This window comes from Sporosarcina koreensis, from assembly GCF_001531445.1.
Lineage (GTDB): Bacteria > Bacillota > Bacilli > Bacillales_A > Planococcaceae > Sporosarcina > Sporosarcina koreensis_C.
In genome coordinates this window covers 1-26189 of sequence record NZ_LQYA01000023.1, presented here as the reverse complement: position 1 = coordinate 26189, position 26189 = coordinate 1, and the positions used below count along the sequence as shown (strand labels likewise).

Below are 26189 nucleotides of genomic sequence, written 5' to 3'. Positions count from 1 at the left end.
TTAGACCTCCATACAGTTAATCTTTTTCAATATGATTTTTGCAGCATAGATTGCAGCTAGTATCGTGATTGCCATAACTATAATTGCGACTGTATTGGAGTTTAACGTTCCGGATGAAATATTAGTTACAATTGAGCAAAGTAAAAACGCCGAAACAATAGTTGTTAGGGTAGATTTTTTTATAAATCCGATTGCCATTGAAATAATGCTTAACGCCGCGGCTAATACAGTCATTACAATAGTTGTTATGATCGCTTTTTGTATAACCCCTAGTGTAATGTTATCCTTTACTAAAGGAAAGAAAGTTTCACTTAAACCAAAAATAGAATAAACGAGTATATTACAAACTATCATTGAGATTATCGTAAACAACGTAACAATAATCATTTTTGAGACGAAAATCTTCTCTCTCCTTATCGGATAAGAAAAGAGAAGGATTACACGCTTTCCTGTATATTCTTCAATTACAAATCGGGAATACATGACAGAAGCTAATATACAAAAGGTAGCCATGTTGAGAGCGCCGAACAGTGAAACGATGTTTTTATAACTAGCGAACAACTCTAACATTGGATCATTTGGATTTACCTGTGGCATATAAGCAAATATATAAATAAATCCCAATAAGACAATAAAGATAACGAAAGTCGAATTGATGTACGTACGAATATTAGTCTTTCTAAGTTCAAGTTTCATTAGATCAAGCATTTACCTTACCTCCATTCCCGCTCATAATATTGAAGAAAAAATCTTCTAACCCCTCTGGGAACTGGTCTTTGATGGATGATAAGGATACTTCCTCTACAATCCTTCCATTTACAATAACTCCTATGTTGTCTGCAATATGTTCAATCTCACTTAAAATATGGCTAGAAATTACGATTGTCATATTTCGATTTTTTACAAGGTGAAGAAATAGTTCCCTCATTTCACGTATACCCAACGGATCCAATCCATTGATCGGCTCATCAAGAATCAATAATTTAGGGTTGTGAATAATTGCTCTTGCAATTCCTAAACGTTGTCTCATGCCGAGTGAGAATTTAGAAACTGGCAGGTTTTCGGTATCGTTAAGCCCAACCAATTCTAAGGTATTTTCAATATAGGGATTTACTACACCCATATAAGAAAGGTGCAGCTCTAAATTTTCTTTTGCGGATAAATGCTCATAAAACACAGGAGTTTCGATAATACTGCCTATACTTTTTAGAATTTTATCTCTGTTTTCAGAACTACGATTCCCTAGAATTTCGATTTCCCCAGCACTAGGTATGAGTAAGCCTAGTAGCATTTTAAATACAGTAGTCTTCCCTGATCCATTCGCTCCTAAAAATCCATAAATTGTTCCTTTACGAACATTCATATTGCAATCCTTAATTACTTCTTTGCCTTCAAATCTCTTTACTAAGCTAGTTGCTTTTACAACAAGTTCAGTTGTCATTATTATCCCCCTCTAATTACATACATATATATGTATGTTCCCAAAAAAATAAACTGTCCTCTGACAGCCTATTTAATTTGAAGATTTCTGTGAAAAGTTTCAAAAGAAATGAGTGTTTCGTCATCAATGATCGGCAAACCAATACCGTGAAATAGTTCTTGCAAGTGCTTTACCTTTTGCATATATTCTTCCGTACTAACTGTAAAAATAACTGGACTTAGCCATATATTCGATAGCATTACAAGTGTTTCAGCAGTTTGTTTTGGATAGCGAACGGAAATGGAACCATCCTTTACCCCTTCTTCAATAACTGATTGAATACTTGGCGCTCCTATTCTGATACATTCCAATAACTGGTTTGCAATGAGTGTAGGACTTTTTAGAACAGATGGAATAGACGTGAGCGCATTCATTGGTCCATGATCAGTAGCGAATGAAAGCTGAATAGCAGTTTTTAATTTCAATAAACCATTTAATCCATCCATTTTCTCAACTTGTTCAAAAGGATTATTGTCCAATGCTAATTGTTTAAGAACTGCATTTATAATCTCTTCTTTAGATTTAAAATGATGGTAGAACGCACCTCTAGTTAAATCACCCAAATCATCAATAATGTCCTGGATTGTTGTCTGATCCCATCCTTTTTCAAGGAAAAGTCTAGTTGCTGCATCCAATATTCTTTTCACCGTTATTTCAGGATATTTATTACGTGCCAATTTAGTACCTCCACATACAAACATTCATATGTATGTATTGTATTTTGTAATGCTTTATATGTCAATCAGAATGAAGTCTGCCTGCTTTGATCAAAAAATCGGATATTCGTTGTTTTAGGTGAGCCATACCCGACAATTACATGGACGTTTTGCACACCTGCTTATACAGCCTTTGGTCGGGAAACGCGAAATCCAATCCATTCTAAATACAATAGCCCACGAAGGAATTCTTCCTCGTGGGCTTTGCTTATTTGATATCACTATGGATGAGAACCGTTGCGATTTCAGGGAAAATCGAAAGAATGATCATGAAGACGACCATGATGACAGCATACGGAATGACGCCTTTCACGATTTCACTGATCGTGTTTTCTTTGTTTAACCCTTTCAATACGAACAGGTTCAGTCCGACCGGTGGTGAGATGAGAGCCAATTCCATATTGATGACCATGATGATCGCGAACCAGATCGGATCGAAACCGAGTGCCATGATGATCGGATAAAGGATTGGCAATGTGATAACGAGAATCGAAACAGTTTCCAAGAACATACCGAGAATCAACAGCACGATATTGATTAAAATGAAGATGATCCATGGGTTTATGTCTTGGGATGTTGCAAAATTGACGATCTCCTGTGGAATCTGAAGGATTGTCAAAATATAGCCCAGCAGCATTGCACCGATGATAATGAACAGAATCATTGCGTTCGTTTTCACCGTTGAAATCAGAATTTGCTTCAATGTCGTCATATTGATATTTTTATAGACGAATATCGCGATTACAAAGCTGAACACGACGCCGACAGCAGCTGCTTCCGTCGGAGTGAATATGCCCGTGTAGATTCCCCCGATTATGACGATGGGCAGCAATAATCCCCAGATCGCTTTTCTTGAAGCTTCCATCCGTTCGCCCCAAGTCGCTGGCTTGTCTTTAATATGGCGTGTTTGAAACGCCGAGAAAATCATGAATGCAATGGTCAGGATTGTACCAGGAATGATACCGGCAATAAAGAGCTTTCCAACGGACTCCCCGGTTACTGAACCATAAATGATCATCGGAATGCTTGGTGGAATCAGGATTCCAAGTGTTCCACCTGCAGCCAATAATCCTAATACATGACGTTTGTTGTATCCTCTTCTCACCATTTCAGGCAGTGCTACGGCACCGACAGTAACGGCGGTCGCCACACTGGATCCGGATATTGCGGAGAAAACGGTACAACAGAACAACGTCGCAATGGCAAGCCCACCAGGAAAATGCCTGAACCATCTGCTTGCCATTTCATACAAATCCCGTCCAACTCCACTGACGACAAGCACTTGGCTCATCAATACATACATCGGCAAAGCAGTAAGTGTAAAGTCATCCAATGACTTGTACGATATAATCGGAATCTGCATGAAGGCGAATGTACCGCCGTTGAAGAAATACATCCCTGCAACCGCAAGCAGACTGAGCGAAAAAGCAACAGGCAATCCGATAATAAGAAGAAGTCCTAATCCACCTGTAAAAAATATATTCATAGGTGCTCTCCTCCTTTATGTATGCCACCATCGATTATCTGCAGTATGAATGCGATGCATAGAAGAAGGCCCCCTATCACGAGGAGGGATTCCGGAATATACATCGGAATCCTCAACAGTGATGCGGATGTGACTTGCAAGTTGAACGTCTTGATGACATGCCAATAACTATACAGTGTAAAGATGATGCTGAATACCAATCCAAGAGAATTCGTAAGGTAAGCCAGCAACGTTTTCATTCGATCATTAACATTATTGATCAATAAATCAACAGTAATATGCGAATAGGTCCGAACCGCATAGGCACTACCTAAGAAACAACTGCCGATGATCGCGTAGATGGATAGCTCAGTCGCCCAGGAAGTCGGTTTATGGAAGAAGGATCTTGAAACAACTTCGTAGAACGTCATGACGGTTGTCAATAAAATTAACACGCCCGCGATGTATGCGCCCCATCTGATGAGCAGATCCATAAAATGATAGACCTTTTTCAAAGCGGTACCCCCTAAATCTAGTTATTTCTCGTCAACCAAGTCTAAAAGCTCTTGACCTAAGTCACCGGCATTTTTCACGAATACATCACGGACAGGAGCTGCTGCGTCTTTCCAGACATCCAGTTCGTCTTGCGGTACGACGTATACTTCCATTCCATTGTCTTCTAGTGCTTTCGCGGAGGTGTTATCCTCTTTTTCAGCTTGTTCACGGATCCAAGTTTCCGTTTCAGCCGCGACTTCTGTTAGAAGGTCTTGTGTCTTCTGAGGAAGCCCGTCCCAGTAGTCTTTATTGACTGCCAAAAGGAATTCAAGATAAGCATAGTTATTGATCGTCAAGTATTTCGTTACTTCGTCATATTTACGTTGAAGCATCGCAGTCGTACCTGATGTTGCGCCATCCACCGTGTCACGCTGAAGGGCCATGTAGACTTCCCCTCCACCCATGAACACTGGTGAAGCGCCATATGCTTGAATCAATTCGGAAGGCAAATCTCCGATACTTCTAATCTTCAATCCTGTGAAGTCTTCTGGTGATTTTAACGGACGCTTGTTGTTGGCAAATTGAACATACCCATAGTCAGCGAACATGAGAATTTTGGCACCTTTTTCTTCCATCGCACCACGAAGCTTATCGCCGAATTCGCCATTCACCGCTTCGCCTACAGCAGAGTAGTCATTGAAAACATAAGGGACATCGAAAATCCCCATTGCCGGAACAGTGGAAGCCCATAGAGTGGAAGAATTCACACCCATTTCAACGCCACCTGACAGAATCGACTGGTTCATATCCTTATCGCTAAGCAATTGCCCCGCTGGATACACTTGCACTTTCACTTTTCCATCGGATTTCTCGGTTACTTTTTTTGCAAAGTCTTCGATCCCGATTGAGACATGATGATCTTGAGGCAAGTTGTAAGCAAGTCGAATCGTCGTAGCTTCATATCCGTCCCCGCTATCAGCAGCAGCTTTATCATTAGCTTTTTCACTATTGCATGCGGACAGTAAAACCATTGCGATTACTGATACACACAAACCTAACAGCCATTTTTTCATCATTCATTCCCCTTTTCCCTTTGGCTTTCCACATGGCGGATTCGCCCGAGTGGATTTTTTGTTGATAAACTCGCTGCATAATCAGCGGCTCCCAATAGTTTTCGAAAGTTAACCCCTGTAGGGATGTTCATCCTCTCGAATAAGTAAACGAGATCCTCTGTTGCCAAATTGCCTGCAGCACCTGGCGCAAATGGACAGCCGCCTATGCCGCTTGCAGACGTTTCAAAAATCCGTACGCCCGCCTTGTAAGCTGAATATGCATTCGTCAATCCAAGCCCACGAGTATCATGCAAATGGATGGCAACAGGCGTGTCCCCTGCAATGGCGAGAACTTTCTTCATCAGCCTTTCGACATGATCGGGAGTTGCAATTCCGATTGTGTCCGCGATTCCAATCCTGTCGACTCCAGCCTCCTTGATGCGACGGACGATTTGTAAGACGTTCTCTTCATCGACATCCCCTTCATAAGGACAACCAAAGCTGACAGCGACAGAAAAGCAGGTTCTGATACCGTCTTTTTTTGCTTTCTCCAAAACCTGAAGGAATTGTGACATATTATCTTCGATAGACATTCCGATGTTCTTTTCATTGAACTTTTCCGTTGCAGCACTTACCCAGTTCACTTCTGATAACCGATGTTCCCTCGCCCGTTCATAGCCTTTCAGATTAGGAATCAATGCAATTGCTTTTAGGCCTTCCTTGTCAGAAAGCGCATGAAGCAATTCATTTGCATCCGCCATTTGAGGCACCTTCAACGGGTGGACAAAAGATGTTACTTCGATGTTATGAATTCCAGAATCGATGAGCTTGTTTACTAGCTGCAATTTCTGCTCCACGTCTACAGGTTTCGGTTCATTTTGCAGACCATCACGGGGGCTGACGTCAATAATCGTAACGCCTTCCATTCAAATGACCCCTTTCTCTTTCAAACGCTTGAACTCTTCTTCCGACAGGTCAATGAAATCCTTATAGATTTCTTCATTGTGCGCGCCAAGAATCGGGCCGTTCCACTCGATATCCCCAGGCGTCTCAGATAGCTTCGGTACAATCCCTGGAACAGTCATTTTTACACCGTCGGGCAATACAATTTCCTTCAACATATCGCGTGCTTGGTAATGCCCATCATTCACGATGTCATTGATGCCGTAGATCGGACCTACCGGCACAGAAGCTTCATCCAAGATCCGTCGAACTTCATCCATGGAGTGCTGCAACGTCCAATCCTCAATCACACTATCTATGAATTCCGCATGATCTGCGCGACCTTGGTTTGATGCATAAAGCGGGTCATTCGCCATATCCTCTCTACCTATTGCTGTCATGAGACGCTGGAAGATGCGATCCCCATTTCCACCGATGACAATATGTTTTTCATCAGCACATTTGTACGTGTTCGAAGGAGCAATACCTGGCAATGTGCTGCCCGTCCTCTCCCTAACGAGCCCTGTTAAATCGTACTCAGGAAGAATACCTTCCAACAGGCTGAACACCGCCTCATAAAGTGCGACGTCAACGACCTGTCCTTTCTTTTCCGGGTCTTCATCACGTGCACGAAGTGCCATCAATGTTCCGATCACAGCATACAGACCGGCAATCATATCACCAATCGCAATGCCCGCACGGACTGGTGGGCGATCCGGGTATCCCGTCAAAAAGCGCAGTCCGCCAATCGCTTCCGCAACACTTCCGAATCCGGGTTTTTCTTTGTAGGGACCCGTTTGTCCGTATCCGGATATCCGGGTGAGGATAGCAGATGGGTTCACTTTCTGAATCTCCTCATAGCCTAGCCCCCATCTCTCCAATGTGCCCGGCTTGAAATTTTCAAGAACGACATCCACCTTGCCAATCAGCGTCTTTACAATCTCCTGTCCTTCCGGTTCACGAAGATTGATGGTGACCGATTTCTTATTTCTGCTTTGGACGTACCACCAGACGGAAGTATCCTCATGCATTACCCGCCAATTGCGGAGAGGGTCGCCATTTTTAGGCTCCTCCACTTTAATTACTTCTGCTCCGAATTCAGCAAAAAGCTTTCCGGCATAGGGCGCGGCGACCAAGTTGCCTAATTCCAATATTTTTACACCTTCAAGAGGTTTTCTTTTATTCAACATTGTTGTCATTCCCCCTACTTGGCAGCCATTTTCATGAACAGTTGATAATCATGTTCGATATGCTGCCTCATTAATTCCCGGGCATTATCCCCATTTCGATCGACAATCGCTTGAAAGATCTCTTCATGATCTTCAAGAGCTTCTTGTGCATAGCCCGGATTCTTCTCCAAAATCGCCTTTCTGTAAAAGCTATTCACACCCCGTAGTTGCAATGTCATCGTTTCTAGGAACGGATTTCGACTTGCGCAGACAATGGACTCATGGAATTTGAAGTTGACGTCTAGCAATCCTTTCAAATTATCAGCCTCAACTTCCCTCTTCATATCCTGTATAAAGGATTCCATAGCAGCCACCTCATCCTCATTTCTGCGCTGCGCCGCATAAAAGGCTGCAAGTGATTCCATCTCCACCCTGATTTCATAAAGGTTCCGATAATCTTCTGTCGTTGGATTGGCAACAGTCACCCCACCAGTTGCATGAACATCCAACAATCCATCCTTCTCCAGCATTCTGACCGCTTCACGAATCGGACTGCGACTCACTTTCAAAGTCTCAGAAATTTTCTCTTCAATAAGCCGCTCGCCCGGAGCGATTTGCCCCATAATGATTCCGTTTTTCAAATACTCATAGACTTGTTCCTTCAATGTCGTTTTTTTCACTACGAACTGCGACATTATGGCCACCTCAATTCTCGTCGACAGTATACGGTATACTAAAATTAGAATAGATTAATGGTTTTGATTTGTCAATCATATTTTAATATAACGAATGATCACCATTTATTAATTTTTTATCTAAGTAAAATAAAGCCTTTCAAATCTAGACTGGTCGTATTTTTACGTCTAGCGGTTTCGTATATTACTACTAAATTCACGTCTGGAATTCATATTAAATTAATTTTCCAATCATAAAGTTGAATGTGAATGAGGGGCAGATTCAATATGCATAGTAGTTTTCTGAAAGTAGCGGGAAAGCAACTTCGATCACCTCATTGGAACAAGAAGCGAGTGCATTCTTGTCAGCGGTAATCGGGAAGTTGATCGAACAGATGGGGAAGGAGATTAGGCAAGTGTGAGACAAGGTTTGAATGAGAATAATCCCATGCTGACAGGGGTAGCGCTCTTTATTCCTTGAAAGGACGGCGAGCTGGGGATTGCTTTTTTCGGGGCAATTATTGCGGCTGCGGGGTGCCAGGAAGATGATGCATCGTGCTTAATTGCTAGGTCATATAATCCATGCTATTTGAGCTCTTCCTCAAGAATGGATTATTTTTTGTTGAAGACCAGAACAATATTGAGTGTTTCAGTACATTTCAACAAAAAAGGCAAGCAAGGTATCGAATACTTTTATACCTTGCTTGCCTTGTGATTTTTACATATTGACTAAATTGGCGACTTCTCAACGAATCACTACAGTCATCATTAACATAAGATATAGACTCACCACAAATAAACAACTTAGAAGAAAAGATACCGCAATCGACGCTTTTTTGAAAATCGAAAGCACCAGTAATCCGAACAATAAAATGGATAGGAAAAAGAAGCCGACTGTTGGTAACTTCACAACAAAGCCAATGGTGTTACCAGAATCGATGACAGTATCATGAAACAAGCGAAATAACGGTGAAACAGCATCGTTCGTCAAATAATGGCCATGTGGCGGTGATTGAATTGAAAAAATAGCTGTGATTATAAAAATCACAAACAAAATAAAGCCTTCTACACGAATCCAAGGAATGGGATTGAATGCAGCATCTTTTGATAGCTTATATTTCACAATGAACCCATTTACCAATGCATAAAAAACTAGTGGCAGCAGGAATAAATGTTTGATTAATAATCCTTGTCCATAGGAAACCATCCACGAATCAATATACCCATCCACCATTGTATCCATCAAAAGCAGACCGCTAAAACCAGTCGCGAATAAACAGCCAAAAGCGACCATTGAAAACCAGCTTAAAAATTCAAGCCAGTTTTTATGATTGCGGGAACACCAACCAACAATAAGCAAGATTCCAACCCAAATACTCACAGCTGCCATATGAATAAAGTGACTGGTAATCCCCAAAGTTGGAGCAACTGAGCCTGCATGACTTGACCAAGCAACCGTCAGCAGTAATCCAAATGTTAGAAGAGCTCCTAACACAGCGAAAGTGCTCTTTTCAGTAGACCTCGCAAAAGTAATTAATAGTACTAACACAATGGAACCGAGAAGGGTAAAATCCCATGCAGTCCCAACGGTATAGGTTGTTAAAACAATTTTTAACGACTCAACTAAACCTAAACGCGGAGCAATATATAAAGTAATGGCAAGTACGGGAATAAACGCAAAAACAGGCAGCGCCACAGCACTCAAAAGTAATAAGCGCTTTCGGATTTTTAGGTCAGGGCGATAGTTGCTTGGGACAAGTAGAAGAATAAAACTTCCTGCAAGTATCGCAAAGCATACATATAAAAGCACCTGACTACTTATCACAACGATGTTCATGTATTACTTCTTTCTTTTGATCAGGAAGAATAAACCACCTGCTACAATGACAACCAATAGAACAATAAGGATAACTGTCATAGAAGACGACTCGTTCTCTACTTCGTCCGCTGTAGCTGTATTTTCTTGGTCTTCTGTCGTTTGATTTACTACTTCATTTGACTCCGAAGGCTCTTCTGTCACTTCCTCCGCAGATTCAGAAACAGGTGCATTTACGGCAAAAGTGAATTTACCTTCTAATGGGTGACCGTCTGCACTTATAATACTCCAATTTACTTGATAATCGTCATTTGGGAGGGGCTCAGCAAGAGTGCCTGTTAATGTACCCTCACCTATACTAATTTCCTGTACTTCAATCTCCTTCCCACTAGTCGTTGTTACATCGATAAAGCTCCCCTTTTCAATGTCCCCATCAAATTCAAGTGTAATTTCTTGTAATGGCTCCGTTACAACTTCGCCATCTGCTGGATTCGATCCACTTAAATGCGAGTGAGCAAACGCACTAGTAGAAATAGATATTGCGAGTAAAGTCACTGCTGCTGCGATAAAAAATCGTTTCAAAATATCTCCTCCTGAATTTCCTGGATAAAAAACACTTATTTTCCTCTATCAATTTATAATAATCATGTGAAATCGTTATGAAGTAAGCAGGCTCTCTCCCATACAATCTAGCCAGATTGAACACCAGTTAAACGACAAAGCGGGAAAGACCGTTGATAGTTTGAATTAAATGAATTGGAATTGGAGATAATGAGTAAAAAATGGTGGAGCTGATACTCGTGACAAGTAGATATTATGAAGACAAGAAAGTATTTTGCTATATCTGCCGCAAAATCACCTTTTTTACTCACAAAGATTCACATAATAATATCGGAGTAGAAAGCCATTGCAGCGAATGTGTAGGGATCTGGTTCGAATGGCAAAATAGGGCTGTCGAAAGAGAGATGACAAAGTGGATTGATTATAATAGTGGCAAATTTGCCCTTGGGAGAGTTATTAATTTGGAACAGTGAAATTCATTGAAAAGGACTACCGTTATGGGTTTGGAAAGTCACAAGATGACGATATACGTTGGGAAATGATCGATGTAAATCCAATTGGCTCTACTGCTAAAAAAACACCAACCCTCGATCGTTTTCCAGTCGATGGGATGTTGTTGTATTGTTAGAGGGAAGCCAATTCTAACGTAGATCGGCCCCCTTCTTATTTCCATCACTTGCGGTTTAATTGATAAGTAGTTTCACAAGCAGGTTACAGTCATTATTTGATTACATATCGGGATTTATTTCAAAGATTTGTGATGCGGAAATATTGATGAGTCCATTCATTTCCTGAACGATGATCTTCATGCCGGACGTCATGCCCGATACCGCGTCGCCGGGCTGACCATCCATCCAATAAACTTTATTCGTAAATTCCACTTCGACCGTCCCTACTTTCTTCGCAGTAACGCGGAAGACATTGGTGCCGGGATGTCTTGTAATCTCCGCAATCTCGTCAGCGTTTTTCGTTACGATCTTATGCTTGCCCATGTTTTCGGCCGCTTTCTTGTCATAGTAATCATTATGAGAGAACAGCGCTTTCGTATCGAATACGTAGGACGTCTGCTCCCTCAATGTCTTCATGTCATAGTGGAAGTAGGCACGTTCCGGCTTTTTCGCTTCGATGGCGTACCGCACTTCCTTTCCTCCGACGAGACTCACCTTGGCGATATAGTTACCCGGCTCATCAATGGACAGGCATACGTTTTGCGTCCCTTCGCATTTTTTGAACGCGGCATTTTCGTTCAGCAACGTCCCGTCTACTGTGGAAAGACTGATGTTCTCGACCTTTTCACCGACAGAAAATGTAAGCGGCGCTTCTGTCGGCAAATAGTCATTCGTCTCTTCCAAGGTAAGCTTCAATTCACCGTTCTCTTTTTTGACATGCACGTAGAATTTCTTATCGACAGGTGAATTCTGATTGTACCCGCTCAAGTTAAGCGTGGCAGTTCCTTCCTTCAGCGGAACAAGCTGCAGTCTGTCTGTTGAATAGCCTGCTTTACCACGCACAACGAACGGTTCGTACAAGTCCTGATCCGTTTTCCATATAACACTGCTAATCTTGTCCAGCCCCAATTCTTTCGCTTCAAGCGACACCATTACCGGTTTCAATTCTTCGGTCGCTTTCATCATTTTCGCCGCCTGGCCTCTCGTCACTGGAACGTTGATGCTGAACCGGTCGGGGGATGTTCCGCCCGCGATGCCCAGTCGATAAAGAATAAGGATGTTGGCACTGTGAGACTCGTTATAGGCGACGTCCTTGAACGGATTGCCGACGTAGGAAAACTCATAGCGCGGCAAATCGAACGCTTTGACGAGAATCGAGGCCAGCTGCCCCCGTTTGATCGGATCATTCGGCCCGTAGCGACCGTCCTCGTAACCGCCGATAATACCTGCCTCCGCCAGCGCGGCAATCGCTTTATAGTAACCGTTCGCTTCCGAGACGTCCTTGAAATTCGGGTTCTTGACATTTGTCAGATCCATTTTCGTCAATTTCGCAATGATTGCAGCTGCCTGGCCTCGCGTGATCGGATTGCCTGGCTTGAATGTTCCATCCGGGTACCCTCCAATGATATTGCGTTCAGCCAGTTCATTCACCGCTTCTGCAAAATGCTTCGTCATTGGCACGTCAGAAAATTGTTGTTTGCCTGCTGCCGTGCCAGTTATGGGAAAACTGCATGCAAGCACCAGTGCCCCTAGTGTAGTAAGTAGTTTTTTCTTCAATTGTTGCCATCCTCTCTAATTCTAATGTATCTATTTTGTAAGCAACGTACAGACGAGAGAATCCGGGAAAAGTTTCAAAGAAATAGAGAAAGAATAAAAGATGTTCACCGGTGCCCATGGTTAGGTCTTAATTGAAAGGACTACTGTAGGTTGTTTACAAATACCCAATACAGGAAATGGGTAAGCAACTACTATACTGAAGGGGCATCATACAATGGCCAATCAAAACGAAGACATCATTTCCTATTTTCAAAAGCTCGATCGCGGTTTTTTTATGGATGAACTCAAAGAATTCGCCTATATGGACGAGGCCATTCCAATTGGACATGAACAAACCATTTCCCAGCCTTCCCTCGTACTCGAAATGACAGTAGCCATCGATTTGCAGCCCGACGTAAAAGTGCTGGAAATAGGAACGGGATCCGGCTACCAGACCGCCCTGCTCGCCGCCTTCTCAGACGCCGTTTATACAATCGAACGAATTGCCGCCTTGCATGAACGGGCAAAAGAAAGATTGAAAAAAGCCGGTTTCTCCAACATCCATTTCATGCTGGATGACGGGAGCACCGGTTGGGAAGAACACGCCCCTTATGACCGCATTATGGTGACTGCCGCCGCTGCCCAAGTGCCGCGTGGGCTCATGGATCAGCTGGCTATCAGAGGGAAAATGATCATTCCTGTCGGGACATCCCTTTTACAGGAGCTCCTGCTGTTGGAAAAAGATGAAGACGGAGAAATCCATAAGACAGTGTTGGAGGAAGTGCGGTTTGTTCCGTTGAAAGGGAAGTATGAGTAAAGCGCACGCCGCTAATTCACATATGAATTAGCGGTCTTACTTTTATCCATTTATTTGATTCAAATTTTGTAATAACGACGGCATTAAAGAATGATGAAAGTTGGACATAGCCCCCATGGCATAACCGATGAAACCGGCTGTCTGAACTGATGACAATAATCCCCAGTCAACATTAGAAAAGGATAACATGACTTGTATAGGCATGAATCGATTAGGTCTAAAGCCACAAGATGACAATATAACTCATGAAATGATCGATATATGTTGGGAAATAATCGATATACTTTGGGAAATGAACGATAACCCGCGGGAAATGATCAATATATAATTCAACTCGCTCTATTTACCTTCCATCGCCACTCTTCCAAACGTTCCCCCCACTTCCCCATTAAAAAACACCAACCCTTTATCGACTTTTCGGGGCGATGGGTGGTGTAAAGTCCTCACACTGGGCTTCGTGTAAGATACCAGGAACCCGTGCAATTCGACATTTCGGGTGCCTAGTATCTACTTTTCGTTACATCCAGTAATCATGGAGATATGGAAATATCCTCACGTGCAAAATAGTGCCCAACTGCAATACTTCGATTCTGACGCCTTCGAAGTAGACAGCGCTGTCACGGTAGACGAGAACGCGGTCATCAGGGAATATCACTTCAAATGTGCCGGCTTTCTTTGCTTCCGCGTAGAAAGTGTTAGTGCCCTTCTCTCTCGTGACAACAGCGATCTGCTCTGAACCTTTCGGGATATCAAACGTTCCGATTTTGTGCCCTGGCTTTACGGAGTAGTAATCGTCATTACTTAAATCAACCGAGTGCGTCGTTCTTTCCTGCAGCGTTTGGATTTCATAATAGAAGTGTGCTGTTTTTTGCTTCGCCTCTATGCCGTATCGAATTTCCTCGCCGCCCTTGTAGCGGACTGTGGCAATGTATTGGCCCGGTTTGTCAATATCGATACAAATATTGTCCATCATGCCCTTTTTGCAATGCTTGAACGCCGCGCTGTCCGTCAGCTCCTCACCTTCCATCGTCGACAGGGAGATCTGTTCCACTTGCTTCGTCTGCTCAAGTGTCATTTCAAGCGCAGCGGCCGTCGGGAGCAATTCGTCCGTCTCTTCCAGCGTCAGCTCCCATTCGCCATCCGTTTCCTTGACATGCACATAAACTTTTTTGTGTTTAACTTCATCCGGAAAATAGACACTTCCCTCACCAAAGCTGAGCGTGCCGGTCCCTTCCTTCAACGGGACGAGCTGCAGACGGTCGCCCGTGTAACCTGCCGGCGTATCCCTGCCTGTCACCAATGCCGCCTTGAAGACCCCCGGATTTTTCTCATCGTCTTTGAACCACTCGATCTTTTTCCAGCCATAGTCGCTTGCCTGGAGTGTCTTCATTTGCGGCTTCGCTTCTTCGGTTGCCTTCAACAGTTTCGCCGCCTGTCCCCTCGTGATGGATGCATTCGGGCTGAAGGTAGTCGGAGACGTTCCATTGGTAATACCGAGACGATGGATAACCAAGATGTTCGGGCTGTGCGAAACGAACTGTTTCACATCCTTGAACGGATTTTCGTGTTCGGGGATGTCATAGCGCGGTAGATCGAATGCCTTCACGAGAATCGATGCCATCTGCCCCCGCTTGATCGGTTCATTCGGCCCGTAACGGCCGTCCGCGTAGCCTCCGATGATTTCCTTCTCCGCCAACGCGGCAATCGCCTTGTAGTAGCCGTTTGCAGGCGTCACATCCTTAAAGCCGGGATCCTTCACCTTCTCTGTATCCAGCTGGAGCAATTTCACGATGATGGCAGCCGCCTGCCCCCGGGTGATTGGATTGCCCGGCTTGAATATGCCGTCCGGATACCCTCCGATGATATTGCGTTCAGCAAGTTCATTCACCGCTTCTGCAAAATGCTTTGTCATCGGCACGTCAGAGAATTGCTGTTTACCTGCCGCCGTGCCATGTAAAGGCAAACTGCATGCGAGCACCAGTGCGCCAAATGCCGTAAGTAGTTTTTTCTTCAATTGTTGACATCCTCTCTTTTTCATATGAGACTATTTGGTAAGCAACGTACAGACGAGAGAATCCGGGAAAAGTTTCAAAGAAATAGAGAAAGAATAAAAGTTGTTCACCGATGCCCATGGTTAGGTCTTATTTGAAAGGACTACTGTAGGTTGTTTACAAATACCCAATACAGGAAATGGGTAAGCAACTACTATACTGAAGGGGCATCATACAATGGCCAATCAAAACGAAGACATCATTACCTATTTTCAAAAGCTCGATCGCGGTTTTTTTATTGATGAACTCAAAGAATTCGCCTATATGGACGAGGCCATTCCAATCGGACATGAACAAACCATTTCCCAGCCTTCTCTCGTACTCGAAATGACAGTAGCCATCAATTTGCAGCCCGACTTAAAAGCGCTGGAAATAGGAACGGGATCCGGCTACCAGACCGCACTGCTCGCCGCCTTCTCAAACTCCGTTTATACAATCGAACGAATCTTCTCCATCACCATTTTTTTACGCCTTGCTCCAATCCTTGCTCTATTTCCTGCTCTCTTCCCCTCTCCAGCTCCAAATCAAATGCGTTCTTGATCGTAGGGGAAGCGTTTTCTCTATTATATAGTTTCGTCAGCTCCGTCTCCTCTCTAATCATTGGTAGAATTTCTTACGATAATTGTTTTGTATATGCTTCTCGTTGTTTCTTCCATTGTGCAAAGTACTAGGCACCCGGACAATTCGCATTTGTTCAGGTGTCTGGTATCCCTTCCAAGAAGATTGCTATTTACCGTTCGTACCGCTAACCTATATGCTAGAGTATAGAAAATCGGGAAATAATCGGTATAAATCCAGCCGGCGATAGCGTTGTCAATTTTGCATCTGCATTTTTATAAAGGAGAATCTTATGTACACGATTGGACAAGTAGCAAAGTTTTTAGGAGTGTCTAGAGATACTTTGAAGTTTTACGAGGAAAAGGAATTAGTGAAGCCTCGACAAGATTCGGAGAATGGCTATAGAAAGTACAGCCATTACGATATACTTGATATAACAACAGTCAATTTTTACAGAGAAATTGATATTGAAATTAAGGAAATCCAGCAGTTACGAAAAAGTAAAAGCATAGAGGGAATCCACTCATTAATAGATGAGAAAGAACGGATGATTTTAGAGGAAATCGAATATAAGAAGTTGCTTCTTAAAAAAATCCACTTTGTAAAAGAGGATTGCGAAAAAATTAGGCGGTTCTTAGGAAAATATAAAGTAAAAGAAATGAGGCCTATAGAAATAAAAGGAGAAATAGGACATTTCACTTCGTATGATGAATACGAAACTTTACAAAGGAACACGGATAGCTTAAAAAGTGCAATCACTCTTACATCTTTGCGAAGAGTTATCCATTTTAATGACGACGGGATTATAAACGACAAGTTTTTCGTTGTAAATGAACTGGAAAACTTAGAAAAGCATAGTGGAGGTAAAATTCTCTCCCATCCAAAATGTATTTATACAGTTGTTGAAGATGGAAGATGGTCAACTGATGGAAAGAACATTGATCATAACGTAGGTGCTAGCTTACAAAAGGTTGCCATGGAACAGGGACATGAACTACTCGGGAAGGTTTATATAAACCTTTTGCTAACGACGTATGAGGATAGTTTAGAACGAGTCTTTTTTGAAATTCACGCACCTATTAAGTGAGTTTAGAAACTTTTTCATCCCTACCACCAAATAGTGAAACATTTTTTCTGCCGGATTAATTAATAGTAACTTATTGACCTGTGTGTAACTCCCAGGTTTAAGCTAAGGGTATCCGTAAATATCGGCATCCGCATTTGCAAAATACTTAGCTTGAAAAGGGGTTACGTATGAACAGCGAAAAGAAGCTTAAAAAACCAATCACCAGTTTTATTCTCCTAACGAATCTCATATTTTGGCCATTTTTTTGTTTTCTAGGGGTCGCCAGTTCGCTAGGCTTTCCCTCTTGGATTTTTGATATCATGTTCTGCATATCAGCATGGTCCTCAACTCTTGCATTCGTAGCTCTTTTTAAAAAAATCTATCCTACACAGACTTTTCTACAATTTGTAAAGGATAAATTCAAAACAAAACTGAAGCCTTCTGTAATACTTACCGTATGCATGATCCAAACATTCATATTTTTAATGATTTTGCTACTTGTGCGTACGACAAGTGAAGAAGATTCTATTATTACGATTTCTTCATGGGACGCTCTCATTTATTTCTTCGTCAAGAGCTTTCTTGCAGGACCACTTGGAGAGGAACTAGGTTGGAGAGGCTTTGCTCAAATTGAGCTCCAAAAAAAGCATTCACCTTTAATCGCTTCGATTATTATCGGATTTTGGTGGGGTATGTGGCATCTACCGATATGGCTTACAACTGGGTTTATGGGCTTTGATTTACTCAAGTACAGTTTATTCTTTATGATTTCGATCCTATCCATTTCGATTGTCATAACGGCATTTTACAATATGAACAAAAATTTATTCATTCCAATTATCATCCACCAATTATTTAATTTTTTTATCGGCATCATAAATGGAAACCTCGTTACTTTACTCATCTATAACACTATTTTTTATGCGGCAGCAGCACTTTTACTGATTGTACTAAATCCAAAGAACGTGTTGTATGGAAAAAGGGCTGCTGATTGTGACCGTACTTGTGAACGGAGCAGTTATGACAATTCATAGAAAGCAATAAAAGTACTAAATGGAGCCAATCAAAAACCGATATGATTGGCTCCCATTTTTTTATGCAATTGTAGTTCATAGCCTGAACTGTTTAGCAAGCATTTATTAGCCAATGATAAAACGATCCACTACTTCTTGAACATTTCTTTCACATATTCGCCTTCTCCCTGTTCGGTCAACAATCGTTCCGTACGTCCCGTCGAACCGCCTTCCTGTTCCCACGTATAATTATGCACTTTAACCGCATTGGAAAAATACCCTTTTCTCAGAACTTCAGGAAATAGTTAAGCTCCTCCTATCTGAAATCTATTCGACGACACGCAAAAACTCCGCTAGGTTATAATAACCAGCGGAGCCTTTCAATTGCAATGTATGGCTGATTAAATCTCAGCTCAAATACTCTACAAGTCAGTTGCCTGCGATATTTAGGCACCAAGAGAAATTTTCCCAAGCGGAATACCAGCCGGTGAAAAGCTCGTGCGAGTCATCCCAACGAACTTCGAATTTCTTATGACCTTCTAACTCCACCAAATACAACGCAAGGGTATTATCCTCCTTGGATATCGCTAGCTGCATGCCGTTTTGAATTTCCTCCTCCGTAAACGGTACATCTGAAACCGAACGCAGCTGTGCTTGTTCAAATACTTGCTTGTTACTGATTCTATAATTCATAAGTAGCCTCCACTAAAACAAATATTCTTTATATCAGTTCAAACTTCTTCTGTAAATCATTGAAGTACAGAAGTATATTTTATATCTATTTAACGATGAAATCAAAGTGGAAATAACAATTTTCCGTTTCGCTATTTATCAATTGTAGTGAATTCGCCGAATAGCTTTTCGCACAGGGACCGATATAAGTGTGCAAGCACTTGGTCACAGAAGTACCGGCTCGATTTATTTATATTTGAAGAAAATTGCCAAGACTATTTTATATTACTATACTGTTCCAAGTTGCCCATGGATTTGTTACATTTTTAGAATGGGCATGCGTGTTTCATTCCGAAACGGGTATCGTACACAAATAAGGCCCATTGAGCTGGTCCCAAAACAGGGGATATAATGGCCTGTTTAAGGGAGAGGAACTATCAGCATCAAATCGTCCTCTCGACGTAAAGGAAAGGTGAAACTGCATGATTGAACTCAACCAGATAACAACATTATTTCTAGCCGCAGCACTATACCTGCTCGGCACGATGCTTGTCAACCGGATCGGCATCCTTGACCGGTTCCTTATTCCCGCGCCAGTCGTCGGCGGTCTGCTGTTCGCGATTGTCGCGCTCATCTTGAAATCGTCAGGCATTGTGGAAATTTCATTGGATACTTCCTTGCAATCCTTGTTCATGATCGCCTTCTTCACGACAGTTGGACTCGGTGCAAGTTTTAAGCTGATAAAGCTTGGCGGCAAGCTTTTGATCATCTATTTGCTGCTGTGCGGCGTAACCGTTTTCATGCAGAACGTCATCGGCGTTTCCCTTGCGAAGGTCTTCAATATTGATCCGCTGCTTGGCGTCATGAGCGGCGCTGTGTCGATGAGCGGCGGGCACGGAGGAGCGGCTGCATATGGGCAGACGATCGAGGGTCTCGGCATCACATCCGCTGTAACGATCGGGATGGCCGCAGCCACACTTGGATTAATTTGCGGAAGCCTGTCCGGCGGCCCGATTGCCCGGCATTTGATCGGCAAGCATAATCTGAAGCCGAAAGAAGGCATCGTTGCAGAGTATGTGGAAGAGGATGAAAAGCCAATCGGCCAGCATTCTTTTATGATTCAGGTGACGATGATCACTTTATCGATGGCTGGCGGGACAATCCTTGGCGACCTGTTCACCGAAGCAACCGGCTTCGTTTTGCCTGGATACATAGGCGCGATGTTCGTCGCGGTGCTCATCCGCAACATCGTGGACCGCTTCCTACCGGGAACCGTCAACATGAAGGAAATCAATCTGATCGGAGATGTGTCACTCGCCATCTTCCTATCCATGGCACTCATGAGCATTAAGCTATGGGAACTCGCGGGTCTAGCACTTCCACTGATCGGCATTATCCTCTTCCAAGTAGTCTTTATTGTCGGATTCTCCGTGTTCATCATGTTCCGCGCGCTCGGCAAAGATTATGATGCCGCGGTTATGATTTCCGGTTTCCTTGGCCACGGACTCGGTGCCACACCAAACGCGATGGCCAATATGGGCGCCACTGTGAATAAGTTCGGCCCTTCACGCACCGCGTTCCTAGTCGTTCCGATCGTCGGCGCGTTTCTGATGGACGTTATCTTCAGCGCACCGATTATTATTACGACAATTAACTTGTTGGCGCCTAAATAATTTGACGGTGCCTGTGTAAGGGTTTTCTTAAATAAAAACCGTACTATAAAGAGAATGTTCTCCTCTAATGGATTCGTTTGATGGGGAGATATACGCTAAAGTCACATAACAAATATTTCAGCATATGTTTTCGACTTGGATTATCAATAGAAAAAGCAAGAAAAAGCGCACAGATTATTACGCCTGTGCGTTTTTTCTTGCCCGATTCCATTATATAAAATCGGTATTACTTGTTTCATAAACGTGCTCAATAATAGAACAGTGTATAACCCGTCGATTTCCGTTTCAGGCGGACGCGTTCCACGGGCACGGCTTCAGCCTCCTCACTACGCTGCGCTTCGTTGCGGGATCTTCAGCTCGCGCTATTTCCGCTGGAGTCGCTTTCCACTCCAATCAACTTGATTGTGCTATCAAACAATCGCGCCCGACTGCTTATCTTTTCGATTGCAAAGAATCGACAAGCTTCTTAGCATCCAGCATTGACATTCCTTTTTCTTGTCTTAAGAATTTTACAGTTTTAACATCGCCAAGTGTTTGCAGTTTTTCTTTTGCTATTGCCACCAATTTATCTTTTGATTCATAAGACGCTATCTTTTGATTTTGCTGCTTTAAGGCATTTATTTGCCGATACTGTCCAAAAATAACGAGTAGCAATCCAAAGACCAAAATTACTGTTGCAACCAATCCTATATTAATATCCAATTAGGATACCTCCTTTTTGAATTGTTTTACTATACCCTAATTACGAATGATAGTCTGCTGAGGTTTCATTATTAAACAAACCCTTTTGCGGTAAACAATTATGCGCCAACTACGCCCGTTTATTGCTCGATAAAAGTTGCAATATCGTTTTCGATTTCAAAAACTAGAAAATCATTATCTTCCTCAACGACTTCCTTTAAGTACCTAAATTCTTTATCTATTATCATTTCAAAGTAGTTAGTTTCGCTATTTAATTCAAAAACCGGACATTGATCAAATCTAACATCACCAATAAAGATTGCTCTAGTCTTCTTCATTTTTACTCATCCTTTCTAAATGCACGTTTTCTCCCAATTTTCCGAACCCGTTAGTTTTTTCCTAGCTTCTCTATTACTGAGAAGCCCTTGTATATTGTTCAACAATGGCTTTTTTCAATTGGCTGGATGAAACTTTGCGATCGTGCTACAATATTCATCCCGCATATTCCGGGTGTCCGTGTTGCTTGCAGCCAAACAGGTAGCAACCACCTTCATGATGTAGCTCGAATTCGAAAGCCGGCCGGAATCCCGCCAGCAATTTTGAAAACAATTGCTGCAGTCCGCTCAGTTCTACTTCCAGCTCCTCTATCCTTTCAGCTTTATCGGTTTCAGACCAGTGCTCATCGCAAAGTCCCTGTCTTTCTTCTTCTATTTCAATCAGCTTACCTGCAATTGCCTGATCAATCACTTGTCGACAAGTCTCCAATTCTTGCAAATGAAATAGAACATACGCATACCTGCTAATTACATAAGGCGAAACAAAATAGTCCTCCCACTCTTTTTCAAACATCTCTCGTGCTTCCTGCAAACAGCCTATTTCCGCATAGGCATCCGCCGCTTCGAGAGCCCCTAGATAATGATTTGACTCGCTATTCCACCTGTCCAATATCAATTTGGCAACCGCGGTCTCTTCATTTTGGATATGCGCAATCACTTCATACCAACTGATACAATCCGAGTCTTTAGCGATTGAATGAAATCCTTCTGCCGCTTGTCTGAAACGGCCGGTGTGATAGTCGGCAACCGCTAAATTATGAATCGCTTCAGGTGAAGGCTGAATAGCAATTGATTTATTCAGAATCTCCCTGGCACCTTCCCAGTCTTTTTCCTGTAGCGCAATTTCACCGAGCATATTATACGGAAAATAAGACTGCGGATGCAGTGCCACCACTTCTTCAAGAAGCGGTTTTGCACGGTGTACATCCTCTTCTTCATATACATACATCCACGCCAAATTATTCAGCGACTGCACCGTGCGCTCTTCTCTGACCGCTTGTTCCAGCAGCACGAGTGCCTCTTTGTATTTATTATCTTCAAAAAGCTGAAGCGCCTTTTCATTGCTGGTCATATCATGTACCTACTTTCCAAATCATTGATTGTTAATGCTATCTGCATTCTCTGATACTTTATGTATTATAAAAAGCACCCTTTGGAATGAGGTGCATCATTATTACTTGGGTTATCCTGCGAAAACAATTTGCATAGGTACGATATACAGCAAACTTACTACACCGAAAGCAACGGACATTAACTCAATATAAAATCTGAGTTTTAGAAAACCCATCCTTTGTCCCTCCTCTCTGTGCTTGTATTTTCAACGGCTATAAAAAATGGCTACTTCAGTTGGAATAGCCAAATGAGCCGGTTTCATCAAGCTTTCACTTATAGAATCAGTTTCGCCACTATTTCATCTTCATCATCTTCTATGCCTATCTCCTGAAAACCAAATTTAGCATATAGATGTCTAGCAGCCTCGTTTTCAGGAGCAAAAGAAAGATAGACAGCGCTCGCTTCTCCTTGAGGGAATGATCGAATATAATCGAGAACCTTTTGAAGAGCTTTCGTTCCGAACCCTTTGTTTTGATACTTCCGATCTATCATAAAACGAAGAATTCCATAAGCCTCTTCATTGCCATATTCATTTTCTTCCGCGGTATCGTGATATATCATAACAAAACCAATCATCGTTTCATCGTCATAAATCGCAAAAGTCATTGCCGGCAGTTCATCATTCAGCAAGGCGACATATGATTGTGCAAGACTATAAACATTCGATGCCAAGAAGCCCTTCTGTTCCTCTGTTAACTCCAACTGAATGCACTCGTCAAAGTTTTCCCACGTAATTTTACATAATTCAATCATCATGTACCTCCTGTATGAGTTGTTTTTGTTGCAATCTAGGACACAAACAACACAGGGGGCACGTGAATAGTTTTACGATCAATTAGTCTTAAACACTATAATTCCTACCTCTCTACTATTTGATTTTATTCTACGATCATTTTAAAATGCCTCAATAAAAAGACCACATCTCGTCTTTTCGATCTTTCAACTCCTTAAGCACAAACGCTCGGTACTCGACCAGTTCCGGGAACTGATAAAAGAAGTTCACTTTTCTTTCTGGTACCGTTTGAGGGTTGTCATTGTACGGCGTTAACATAAAGTAAGAAAAAGACTCCGCTATATCTTCTAAAGGATTAACCGTAGCATAAGTTGTCACAAATGAATCCTTATTTTTTTCATAAAAAGCAATACGCTCTTCCACAGTCCTGTTATCAGTATGAAGCCACTGCTCCTCATATTCCTTCAAAAAAGCCTGATAATAAAGATTCATATAACTGTCAGCGTTATAACACTGCCAGAATGGCTTAATATGAAATTGATCAGCTGGACATGTATCTGAAATGACAACATCTGCTTCATTCCATGTCAGCATATGGCCATATTCATGAATCAGTGTACTGACCATGTTAGACTGAATCCAATGTGCTATCAAATTAGAAGGCAACACCAATTTCCCCTCATAAGGATCAACATACGGGTAAACGTCCTCTTGAAAATCAAGGATTTGCAAATTCACTTTATTTCGATCGAACAACGCGAGCACAATATCAGCTATGCGTTTGAAAAAGTCATTTTCTTCGCCTTCCGTCAAAACAAATTCATCTTCTGTTATTTCGTAGCGGGCGATAACGGGATTTTCTTCCACTTCATCATTAAATGAAAATGCAAGAACAGATTCATCTTCTTCAGCAGCTACGTACAAATACGACATCTGGTTTGACGCTTTGAGTCCTCCTAAAAAACTAGAAAAATGTTCGCTTCCGTATTCATCCCCTAAATCGCGGCATTCGCCTATTGTTTGACATAGCTCCGAATCAATCGGCTGCGACCAGTACACATCGACTACTGGTTCATCTTCTTGATGGGCTTCGACCTCTTCAACAATTTCCGTCTCCACCAATTCAGCAACCGCCTTCTCTTCCTTCTGACATCCCGCAAGTAAAACCACAATCGCTGCAAATCCCCCTATGATCATCCTCTTCACCATTCTCATTTCCATCCCCGATTCATTTTTATGAAAACGACAAAATTGCATTATTCATAGACTGACAAACTCCGTGCATTATGGTGTACGGACAGGCATGTCAAAAGTTTCGAAATACCGCAAGAATATTTCAAAAACTTTGCAGGAGTGTCATTTGAAAGATATATGCCCACCTGTTTACCGATGTATAGCAATAATAACTATTCTGTGAGGTGGGATGCACGAGTGTTAAACTCCCTCACACAAACCATCATATAATCGTCGTGAAAATAGTCATTTTGCTCACCCTAGCAACCACCAACAATAGGGAAACTTTTTTAAAAGCGCGTCTGGCAGAAATAAATTGTTCCTGTACAATAAGTAGTAATATGTTCCAACTTTATGTCCAACCATTGAATCAACAGATTTTGTTATGCGGAAGTAGAGCAGATGATTTTTGAAGGGGGAGTGGCGGAGAGGATTTCCGCGAATACATATATGAAAAAAAGAAACATTTTACTGCTCATAGGCTTATTTTTACTAGTTTTATCGGCCTCCCGTACTTTGTGGATGAATACATTTAACAGTCTTTCCGATACGGACGTACAAAATGGACAATTGGATTTGAGCGATTGGCATGCGAATGAGAGCGATGTTCTGCTGTTGGACGGGGAGTGGGAGTTTTATCCGTCACAATGGGTGATGGATGGGAAATGGCAAGTAGATGATCTTCCAAAGAGGCTTGTTCAAGTGCCTGGAAAGTGGAATGACGATATGAATGAAGGCGAATCAACTCCCTATGGCTATGGCTCCTACCACCTACGCATATACGTGAATCCTGAAAAACCGATCAGCTATAGTTTATATGTACCAAGCGTACGAAGCTCTTCGGAATTGTATGTCAACGGGCGTTTCTTGGCCGGGTCCGGGCAAGTTGGAAAATCAGAAGATGAGTACAGTCCCAAAAACCTGCCCTATACAGCAACGTTTACTGCGGATGAGAATGGTGTCATTGACATCGTTATCCAGGCGGCAAATTTCAAGGATGTCCGCCGCAGCGGCATCATCCGTTCGATCAAGTTCGGATCGGAAGCTGCAATGGCTAAGGAAAGAAGCTTGTCCTTGGCGATGCAGATGGTGGCATCGGTCATTTTCCTGATTCATTCCATTTATGCACTCGCTCTATTTTTCCTAGGAAATCGGGATAAAAAGCTGTTATTCTTTTCTCTTCTATTATTTTGCATAACATTAATGAATTTAATTAGCAACGATGAAAAGCTCTTCCACTTATTAATCGATGGAGGATATGAATGGGATTTCCGGGTGTCAAATGCTCTTATTCCGATTGCTTGCATTGCTTTGTTACACTCCATGGATTACAGCAGGGTTCCATTTTGGCGAATCATAAAACCGATCTATTCGATGAGCAGCATCGTGATGGCGATTGTTACATTGTTTCTGTCGCCGAGTCAAATTCTTATGATGTTCCCTGTTTATTATCTACTGGGGGGAATAGGAATAGCCGTTGCGTTATTTACGATCGCCAAAAAGATCTATCAAGATACACCGGGGAACTTCTTATTATTACTATCTTTCCTAGCAGTCACACATCATTTTGTATGGGTGCTCTATTGGCGGGAAGCTGGTGTAAGCGTTGTTCATTATCCGTTCGATTTGATCATTTCAATAGGATGCTTCGCTTCCATCTGGTTCAAGGA

At 42.3% G+C, this 26189-nt stretch carries 26 protein-coding genes; 6 read left to right on the top strand and 20 right to left on the bottom strand.

The features are described from left to right. The 12 genes from AWV70_RS04895 to AWV70_RS04835 form a co-directional block, all read right to left on the bottom strand. Positions 1-708 carry an ABC transporter permease gene (locus tag AWV70_RS04895; protein WP_060204887.1) on the bottom strand — a complete coding sequence of 236 codons (708 nt, stop codon included), beginning with the start codon at positions 706-708 and terminating at the stop codon, positions 1-3. Continuing rightward, a complete protein-coding gene (locus AWV70_RS04890; protein ID WP_060204886.1) occupies positions 701-1441 on the bottom strand; it encodes an ABC transporter ATP-binding protein in 741 nt (246 codons plus the stop codon). The genes AWV70_RS04895 and AWV70_RS04890 overlap by 8 nt, the downstream gene beginning before the upstream one ends. A 68-nt stretch (positions 1442-1509) precedes the next feature. Then, a complete protein-coding gene (locus AWV70_RS04885) occupies positions 1510-2157 on the bottom strand; it encodes a TetR/AcrR family transcriptional regulator (protein WP_060204885.1) in 648 nt (215 codons plus the stop codon). A gap of 247 nt (positions 2158-2404) precedes the next feature. Then, a complete protein-coding gene (locus tag AWV70_RS04880; protein ID WP_060204884.1) occupies positions 2405-3682 on the bottom strand; it encodes a TRAP transporter large permease in 1278 nt (425 codons plus the stop codon). Continuing rightward, a complete protein-coding gene (locus AWV70_RS04875; protein ID WP_060204883.1) occupies positions 3679-4176 on the bottom strand; it encodes a TRAP transporter small permease in 498 nt (165 codons plus the stop codon). The genes AWV70_RS04880 and AWV70_RS04875 overlap by 4 nt, the downstream gene beginning before the upstream one ends. 21 nt (positions 4177-4197) lie before the next feature. Next, positions 4198-5232, bottom strand: coding sequence for a DctP family TRAP transporter solute-binding subunit (locus AWV70_RS04870; RefSeq protein ID WP_306464363.1), 1035 nt, complete (start codon positions 5230-5232; stop codon positions 4198-4200). Next, on the bottom strand, positions 5229-6134 hold the full coding sequence (locus AWV70_RS04865; RefSeq protein ID WP_060204881.1) for a hydroxymethylglutaryl-CoA lyase: 906 nt from the start codon (positions 6132-6134) through the stop codon (positions 5229-5231). Before AWV70_RS04865 ends, AWV70_RS04870 begins: the two co-directional genes overlap by 4 nt. Continuing rightward, positions 6135-7349, bottom strand: a complete 1215-nt coding sequence (locus AWV70_RS04860) for a CaiB/BaiF CoA-transferase family protein (RefSeq protein WP_349675583.1) — start codon at positions 7347-7349, stop codon at positions 6135-6137. Positions 7350-7354: 5 nt separating this feature from the next. Then, a complete protein-coding gene (locus tag AWV70_RS04855) occupies positions 7355-8014 on the bottom strand; it encodes a GntR family transcriptional regulator (RefSeq protein WP_060204880.1) in 660 nt (219 codons plus the stop codon). A gap of 724 nt (positions 8015-8738) precedes the next feature. After that, positions 8739-9830: a copper resistance D family protein gene (locus AWV70_RS04850; RefSeq protein ID WP_060204879.1), complete on the bottom strand. Its 1092-nt coding sequence runs from the start codon at positions 9828-9830 to the stop codon at positions 8739-8741. A gap of 3 nt (positions 9831-9833) precedes the next feature. Further along, positions 9834-10391, bottom strand: a complete 558-nt coding sequence (locus tag AWV70_RS04845) for a copper resistance CopC family protein (RefSeq protein WP_060204878.1) — start codon at positions 10389-10391, stop codon at positions 9834-9836. A gap of 707 nt (positions 10392-11098) precedes the next feature. Further along, the gene (locus tag AWV70_RS04835) at positions 11099-12595 is read right to left on the bottom strand and encodes an S-layer homology domain-containing protein (protein WP_060204876.1); all 1497 of its coding nucleotides are present in this window, start codon (positions 12593-12595) and stop codon (positions 11099-11101) included. A 214-nt stretch (positions 12596-12809) separates the two neighbouring features. Between AWV70_RS04835 and AWV70_RS04830 the strand changes: the two genes are divergently transcribed. Continuing rightward, a complete protein-coding gene (locus AWV70_RS04830; protein WP_082713468.1) occupies positions 12810-13391 on the top strand; it encodes a protein-L-isoaspartate(D-aspartate) O-methyltransferase in 582 nt (193 codons plus the stop codon). A 517-nt stretch (positions 13392-13908) separates the two neighbouring features. Here the strand turns inward: AWV70_RS04830 and AWV70_RS04825 are convergent. Next, positions 13909-15405 carry an S-layer homology domain-containing protein gene (locus AWV70_RS04825; RefSeq protein ID WP_060204875.1) on the bottom strand — a complete coding sequence of 499 codons (1497 nt, stop codon included), beginning with the start codon at positions 15403-15405 and terminating at the stop codon, positions 13909-13911. A gap of 214 nt (positions 15406-15619) precedes the next feature. On the opposite strand from AWV70_RS04825, the gene AWV70_RS04820 reads away from it, so the two are divergent. The 3 genes from AWV70_RS04820 to AWV70_RS04810 all read left to right on the top strand — a co-directional run bounded on the left by AWV70_RS04820 (position 15620) and on the right by AWV70_RS04810 (position 18100). Further along, complete coding sequence (locus tag AWV70_RS04820; RefSeq protein WP_060204874.1) at positions 15620-15982, top strand: protein-L-isoaspartate O-methyltransferase family protein; 363 nt, start codon at positions 15620-15622, stop codon at positions 15980-15982. Between the two features lie 310 nt (positions 15983-16292). After that, positions 16293-17087, top strand: a complete 795-nt coding sequence (locus tag AWV70_RS04815) for a MerR family transcriptional regulator (RefSeq protein ID WP_060204873.1) — start codon at positions 16293-16295, stop codon at positions 17085-17087. Between the two features lie 167 nt (positions 17088-17254). Continuing rightward, positions 17255-18100, top strand: coding sequence for a CPBP family intramembrane glutamic endopeptidase (locus AWV70_RS04810; protein WP_060204872.1), 846 nt, complete (start codon positions 17255-17257; stop codon positions 18098-18100). A gap of 128 nt (positions 18101-18228) precedes the next feature. On the opposite strand, the gene AWV70_RS24345 is transcribed toward AWV70_RS04810, so the two are convergent. Both AWV70_RS24345 and AWV70_RS04805 read right to left on the bottom strand, forming a co-directional pair. Beyond that, positions 18229-18369 carry a DUF6241 domain-containing protein gene (locus AWV70_RS24345; protein WP_268777245.1) on the bottom strand — a complete coding sequence of 47 codons (141 nt, stop codon included), beginning with the start codon at positions 18367-18369 and terminating at the stop codon, positions 18229-18231. Positions 18370-18508: 139 nt separating this feature from the next. Further along, complete coding sequence (locus AWV70_RS04805) at positions 18509-18772, bottom strand: hypothetical protein (RefSeq protein ID WP_060204871.1); 264 nt, start codon at positions 18770-18772, stop codon at positions 18509-18511. Positions 18773-19233: 461 nt separating this feature from the next. Between AWV70_RS04805 and gltS the strand changes: the two genes are divergently transcribed. Further along, entirely contained in the window at positions 19234-20424 is a 1191-nt protein-coding gene (gltS, locus tag AWV70_RS04800) for a sodium/glutamate symporter (protein WP_060204870.1), read from the top strand. Positions 20425-20856: 432 nt separating this feature from the next. Here gltS and AWV70_RS04795 read toward each other — a convergent pair whose 3' ends face one another. The 5 genes from AWV70_RS04795 to AWV70_RS04775 form a co-directional block, all read right to left on the bottom strand. After that, complete coding sequence (locus AWV70_RS04795; RefSeq protein WP_060204869.1) at positions 20857-21126, bottom strand: hypothetical protein; 270 nt, start codon at positions 21124-21126, stop codon at positions 20857-20859. 119 nt (positions 21127-21245) lie between these two features. Then, positions 21246-21443: a hypothetical protein gene (locus AWV70_RS04790; RefSeq protein WP_060204868.1), complete on the bottom strand. Its 198-nt coding sequence runs from the start codon at positions 21441-21443 to the stop codon at positions 21246-21248. Between the two features lie 154 nt (positions 21444-21597). Then, a complete protein-coding gene (locus AWV70_RS04785; RefSeq protein ID WP_060204867.1) occupies positions 21598-22512 on the bottom strand; it encodes a tetratricopeptide repeat protein in 915 nt (304 codons plus the stop codon). Positions 22513-22826: 314 nt separating this feature from the next. Beyond that, positions 22827-23306 carry a GNAT family N-acetyltransferase gene (locus tag AWV70_RS04780; RefSeq protein WP_060204866.1) on the bottom strand — a complete coding sequence of 160 codons (480 nt, stop codon included), beginning with the start codon at positions 23304-23306 and terminating at the stop codon, positions 22827-22829. 151 nt (positions 23307-23457) lie between these two features. Next, positions 23458-24495: a hypothetical protein gene (locus tag AWV70_RS04775; protein ID WP_060204865.1), complete on the bottom strand. Its 1038-nt coding sequence runs from the start codon at positions 24493-24495 to the stop codon at positions 23458-23460. A gap of 426 nt (positions 24496-24921) precedes the next feature. Here AWV70_RS04775 and AWV70_RS04770 point away from each other — a divergent pair. Next, the coding region (locus AWV70_RS04770) for a 7TM diverse intracellular signaling domain-containing protein (RefSeq protein WP_276525629.1) at positions 24922-26189 on the top strand (1268 nt) is incomplete at its 3' end.

What these genes read in the sequence shown, in the direction of transcription:
- AWV70_RS04895 (WP_060204887.1), bottom strand. Translation starts at nt 708, where the DNA reads ATGCTTGATCTAATGAAACTTGAACTTAGAAAGACTAATATTCGTACG.
- AWV70_RS04890 (WP_060204886.1), bottom strand. Translation starts at nt 1,441, where the DNA reads ATGACAACTGAACTTGTTGTAAAAGCAACTAGCTTAGTAAAGAGATTT.
- AWV70_RS04880 (WP_060204884.1), bottom strand. Translation starts at nt 3,682, where the DNA reads ATGAATATATTTTTTACAGGTGGATTAGGACTTCTTCTTATTATCGGA.
- AWV70_RS04870 (WP_306464363.1), bottom strand. Translation starts at nt 5,232, where the DNA reads ATGATGAAAAAATGGCTGTTAGGTTTGTGTGTATCAGTAATCGCAATG.
- AWV70_RS04865 (WP_060204881.1), bottom strand. Translation starts at nt 6,134, where the DNA reads ATGGAAGGCGTTACGATTATTGACGTCAGCCCCCGTGATGGTCTGCAA.
- AWV70_RS04860 (WP_349675583.1), bottom strand. Translation starts at nt 7,349, where the DNA reads ATGACAACAATGTTGAATAAAAGAAAACCTCTTGAAGGTGTAAAAATA.
- AWV70_RS04855 (WP_060204880.1), bottom strand. Translation starts at nt 8,014, where the DNA reads ATGTCGCAGTTCGTAGTGAAAAAAACGACATTGAAGGAACAAGTCTAT.
- AWV70_RS04850 (WP_060204879.1), bottom strand. Translation starts at nt 9,830, where the DNA reads ATGAACATCGTTGTGATAAGTAGTCAGGTGCTTTTATATGTATGCTTT.
- AWV70_RS04830 (WP_082713468.1), top strand. Translation starts at nt 12,810, where the DNA reads ATGGCCAATCAAAACGAAGACATCATTTCCTATTTTCAAAAGCTCGAT.
- AWV70_RS04820 (WP_060204874.1), top strand. Translation starts at nt 15,620, where the DNA reads ATGGCCAATCAAAACGAAGACATCATTACCTATTTTCAAAAGCTCGAT.
- AWV70_RS04815 (WP_060204873.1), top strand. Translation starts at nt 16,293, where the DNA reads ATGTACACGATTGGACAAGTAGCAAAGTTTTTAGGAGTGTCTAGAGAT.
- AWV70_RS04810 (WP_060204872.1), top strand. Translation starts at nt 17,255, where the DNA reads ATGAACAGCGAAAAGAAGCTTAAAAAACCAATCACCAGTTTTATTCTC.
- AWV70_RS04805 (WP_060204871.1), bottom strand. Translation starts at nt 18,772, where the DNA reads ATGAATTATAGAATCAGTAACAAGCAAGTATTTGAACAAGCACAGCTG.
- gltS (WP_060204870.1), top strand. Translation starts at nt 19,234, where the DNA reads ATGATTGAACTCAACCAGATAACAACATTATTTCTAGCCGCAGCACTA.
- AWV70_RS04790 (WP_060204868.1), bottom strand. Translation starts at nt 21,443, where the DNA reads ATGAAGAAGACTAGAGCAATCTTTATTGGTGATGTTAGATTTGATCAA.
- AWV70_RS04785 (WP_060204867.1), bottom strand. Translation starts at nt 22,512, where the DNA reads ATGACCAGCAATGAAAAGGCGCTTCAGCTTTTTGAAGATAATAAATAC.
- AWV70_RS04780 (WP_060204866.1), bottom strand. Translation starts at nt 23,306, where the DNA reads ATGATTGAATTATGTAAAATTACGTGGGAAAACTTTGACGAGTGCATT.
- AWV70_RS04775 (WP_060204865.1), bottom strand. Translation starts at nt 24,495, where the DNA reads ATGGTGAAGAGGATGATCATAGGGGGATTTGCAGCGATTGTGGTTTTA.